The following is a 224-nucleotide window of genomic DNA, read 5'->3' as shown; positions in this document are numbered from 1 at the left end:
ATGGTTTCGCATTTTTTCTAGGTGGAATCACCGCATGCGCTTGCCGATCTGCAATGACCTGACGGCATTGCTTGGTGTCATAAGCTCCATCCGTATAAACAGAGTCAATTCGCTCATCTTGTGGAATCTGATTAAGTAAATCACCAAGTACCTGTGAATCACTGACATTATTGGTTGTAAGCTGAACTGCTCGTATTTGCAGGGTTTTAGCATCTATACCAATA

The 224-nt window shown here is 42.4% G+C and carries 1 protein-coding gene; it reads right to left on the bottom strand.

The features are described 5' to 3' along the window. The coding region (locus AC1M9D_RS14200) for a transposase (protein WP_481612460.1) at positions 1 to 224 on the bottom strand (224 nt) is incomplete at both ends.

The sequence above is a fragment of the Acinetobacter sp. ANC_7682 genome (assembly GCF_056779795.1).
Note: the sequence above shows the minus strand (reverse complement) of the source record. Positions and strands in the feature narration are given on the sequence as shown.